Source organism: Pseudomonas folii, from assembly GCF_014357575.1.
Classification (GTDB): Bacteria; Pseudomonadota; Gammaproteobacteria; order Pseudomonadales; family Pseudomonadaceae; genus Aquipseudomonas; species Aquipseudomonas folii.
The window spans coordinates 1-3,419 of the sequence record NZ_JACONW010000271.1 but is presented as its reverse complement, the minus strand read 5'-3'; the positions used below and the strand labels follow the sequence as shown (position 1 = coordinate 3,419).

Sequence of the window (3,419 nt, the reverse complement as noted above, 5' to 3'; positions counted from 1 at the left end):
TCACTCCTACAGATAAGCATTTCAATTCTAAGGTTTGCATTTTTTAATGGAAACTACGTTTGCTGCGAGACGAATACAACGCTTACCGCACCGCTTCAAACTCATGCCCGCACGCCAGGCAATGGCTCAACCACTCCCCGAGAAACAGATTCAATTGGGCTTTTTCATCCGGCTGGTGCATTTCGGCGTTCGGATAAGGATAGATCCCCCGGAAGCGCCGGGCGTGTTCTGCACCGATCACTTCGGCCATGCGTGCGTCGTGGTAGACCTGCACTTCAAGGCTCGGCACCGGCAGCCACGGGAGGCTGTGTTCCTGCCGGACTTGCAAGGTGGTGGTGTACGGACAATCGAGCAGCACTTCAACCGCCAGCACGCCGAGCATTTGATCGCCCTGGGTCACTGCCACCCGCCGTGAGCGTTGTTCGTTGCGCATGTCCGGCAACAATCGCATCAAGCGCGCATAGTTGGCCTCGCAGGCAGCTTGCAGCCCGACGAGGTCAACCCGGTAGCGCTCGCGCAATAGATTCACGACCATAACCCCCTGACTTCAGCACGATTCAACGCCAGCCATTGCAGCGCAATAATCGTCGAAGCATTGATAATTCGCCCGTCACGTACGGCTTGCAGTGCGTCATCGAACGACCAGACGGTGACGCGGATATCTTCACCCTCAGACTCCAGTCCGTGCAATCCCCCTGCACCCTCGCTTTCACAACGCCCTAAGTACAGATGAACGAACTCATCGCTGCCACCCGGTGACGGAAAGTATTTGGTGATAGGCCACAAAGCGCTGAAGACAATATCAGCTTCCTCTTCTGCCTCGCGGTGGGCAACCTCTTCAGGCTGCTCATCTTTGTCGATCAAACCGGCGACCAGCTCGATCAACCAGGGGTTGGCAGTCTTGTCCAGCGCACCAACGCGAAACTGCTCGATCAAGACCACTTCGTCACGCTTGGCGTCATACGGCAGGACACACACCGCGTCGTGACGCACGAACAGCTCGCGACTGATTTCCTTGCCAAAGCCACCTGCAAACAGCTCGTGACGCAGGATCACTTTGTCCAGTCTATAGAAGCCCTGAAAGCAGTTTTCCCGTTTGGTGATTTCAAACGCTGTCGGGGTCGATCGGGTCGGGTCGGTCATGGGGTTCTCGCTTCGGGTAAATCGTGACGTGACGCCATCCTAACGCGCATCGCCAACCAGATGCAGCCCCCTCTTGAACATGCAGGGTAGACGGCTGATGGCGAAACCAACTCTAATCCGCCCAGCGGCGAACCGATGCCACCGTTTGCAGTCCAAGCAGCCTGAACTCGAACAACGTAACCGTCTTCATTGCCACCGCAAAGGATCAACATGTCGTTATTGAGGATCGCTTCACTGGCTTGCCTGGCCCTTATGCTGGGCGCATGTCAGAGCCTGTTCCAACCCAATTACCGTGCGCCACTGCAAGTGCAGCGCGACGCGTCCGAGCTGATCAAGCCGGGCTGTACCGCCGCTGATTGCCCGCTGGTGAATATCGACACCGTGCACTTCCCTGATGAGCCCAAGCTGGACGCCATCGTGCAGAAAACCCTGCTGCAACTGACTCGCACGGATTCCAGCGGACCGCTGCCGGTTTCGATCAAAGCTTATCAGGAGCAATATCTGCGTGATTCTCAGGGTCGCAACGCTAGCTACCTGCAAGCCAAGGTACGCGAGCAACATGACGGTATCGTAGTCGTTGAGCTGTCCAGCTATCTGGACACAGGCGGCGCACATGGCGAACCCGGCCGAGCGTTCATCAACTACTCGCGCCAGCAAGAGAAAGTGCTGACTCTGGCCGACATGATCGTGCCGGGCAAGGAAGCCGAGTTCTGGCAAAAAGCCGAACTGGCGCATCAGGGCTGGCTGCTGTCGACCAAAATGAACGAAGACCCTGAGTTCATGAACACCTGGCCGTTCAAGCGCACCCCGCACATCGCCCTGACCTATGGCGCGTTCATCCTCAAGTATCAGGTGGACACTATCGCGCCTTACTCCATGGGTCACATCGAGCTGAAGATTCCTTATCCACAGCTCAATGGCATTCTCAAACCGGAGCTGTTCCCCGGTCGCGGTTGAGTTTTTTACCCAGCAACTTTTTTACCCAGCAACAACTGCAACACGCCAGCGACGATGAGCGCTGGCAGTGTTGCGCCGATATCCGGATAAAGATTGGCCAGCACGTGATAGGTGCTGACTCCGCCTAGCCAGGCCAGCAAGGTCATCCAGCGAAACCCGACATTAGCCGCCTGGCTTCTGCGTCCGCGCAACACAAAGTGATCCACCAGCACCACGCCAAATAATGGCGCGAACACCGAGCCGATGAGCAGCAGGAAGTTCTGATACTGGGCCAGTGGCGCGAGGCAGGCGATCAGCGTGCAGATCACGCCTATGGCCAAGGCCAGATGCTCGACCTTCAGCCCTGTCAGCATCCCGCTGGACACTGCCGCCGAGTGAATATCGGCGAAAGCGTTTTCCGACTCGTCGAGCAGAATCAGTAACAACGGAATCCCCAGCCCCGCTCCTGCCAGCGCCAGCAACAACGCGTTGACTTCCCCGCTGGGCGCAAACGCCAGGGTGTAAGCAACGCCCAGGGTCATCAACCAGAAACTACCGATGAAGAAACCCAGCGCGGTGCCGCCAAAGACGTTTTTCGCGCGCTTGCCGAAGCGTGAATAATCGGCAATCAGTGGCAGCCATGACAGCGGCATGGCGATAGCAATGTCAAAGCCCACGGCAAAGGGCAAAGACCCATCACCGGCCTGAGCCCAAAGTGCGGCCAGGTCCGCCTTGGCGAACAGGTTCCAGGTCAGCCACAGGCACGCGGCCAGCAGCAGCCAGATGCCCCATTTGCGCAGGATCTGCCGAACAAACGTCAGCGGGCCACTGACGGCCAGCAATGTCGCCAGGCCACCAAAAAACAACGTCCACAGCAGCGGACTGGTCCACAGGTTTTCTTCACCAAAAGCGCGGGTGCCCAGCAGACTCGCGGCATCGCGCATGACGATGATTTCGAACGAGCCCCAACCAATCAGTTGCAGCAGATTGAGCAGCGCGGGGAGAGATGCCCCTTTGCTGCCCAGACTGAGTTTAAGCGCGGCCATGGACGACAAACCGGTGTCGCTGCCGATCACGCCAACAGCGGCCAACAGCAATACGCCCACAAGCGTGCCGAGAAAAATGGCCAGCAGCGAACCCGACAGGCCCAGCCCCGGCGCCAATAGCGCGCCGGTTTGCAGGACCATCAGGCCGATGCCAAGGGAAAACCACAGAGAAAACAGATCACGCCCACCGAAGACGCGCTTAGCGGCGGGGACCGGAATATCAGGTGAGTAGGTGCTTGGGGTATTCACATTGTTATCTCGACATGTCTGATGGAACGCGGACATGTGGGAGCG

The 3,419-nt window shown here is 57.8% G+C and carries 4 protein-coding genes; 1 reads left to right on the top strand and 3 read right to left on the bottom strand.

Going from position 1 to position 3,419, the window contains the following annotated elements; all coding sequences use genetic code 11:
* Nucleotides 1-82: 82 nt before the first annotated feature.
* Together H8S59_RS26535 and H8S59_RS26530 are read right to left on the bottom strand one after the other, a co-directional pair.
* Complete coding sequence (locus H8S59_RS26535; RefSeq protein ID WP_187523337.1) at nucleotides 83-535, bottom strand: DUF1249 domain-containing protein; 453 nt, start codon at nucleotides 533-535, stop codon at nucleotides 83-85.
* Nucleotides 526-1,143, bottom strand: coding sequence for an NUDIX domain-containing protein (locus H8S59_RS26530; RefSeq protein ID WP_187523336.1), 618 nt, complete (start codon nucleotides 1,141-1,143; stop codon nucleotides 526-528). The genes H8S59_RS26535 and H8S59_RS26530 overlap by 10 nt, the downstream gene beginning before the upstream one ends.
* 210 nt (nucleotides 1,144-1,353) lie before the next feature.
* Between H8S59_RS26530 and H8S59_RS26525 the strand changes: the two genes are divergently transcribed.
* Nucleotides 1,354-2,100, top strand: a complete 747-nt coding sequence (locus tag H8S59_RS26525) for an RsiV family protein (protein WP_187523335.1) — start codon at nucleotides 1,354-1,356, stop codon at nucleotides 2,098-2,100.
* Nucleotides 2,101-2,105: 5 nt separating this feature from the next.
* Here the strand turns inward: H8S59_RS26525 and cytX are convergent, their stop codons facing one another.
* On the bottom strand, nucleotides 2,106-3,410 hold the full coding sequence (gene cytX, locus H8S59_RS26520) for a putative hydroxymethylpyrimidine transporter CytX (protein ID WP_187523338.1): 1,305 nt from the start codon (nucleotides 3,408-3,410) through the stop codon (nucleotides 2,106-2,108).
* Nucleotides 3,411-3,419 lie beyond the last annotated feature (9 nt).

Coding starts and splice junctions, on each gene's coding strand:
- H8S59_RS26535 (WP_187523337.1), bottom strand. CDS start 535: ATGGTCGTGAATCTATTGCGCGAGCGCTACCGGGTTGACCTCGTCGGG.
- H8S59_RS26530 (WP_187523336.1), bottom strand. CDS start 1,143: ATGACCGACCCGACCCGATCGACCCCGACAGCGTTTGAAATCACCAAA.
- H8S59_RS26525 (WP_187523335.1), top strand. CDS start 1,354: ATGTCGTTATTGAGGATCGCTTCACTGGCTTGCCTGGCCCTTATGCTG.
- cytX (WP_187523338.1), bottom strand. CDS start 3,410: ATGTCCGCGTTCCATCAGACATGTCGAGATAACAATGTGAATACCCCA.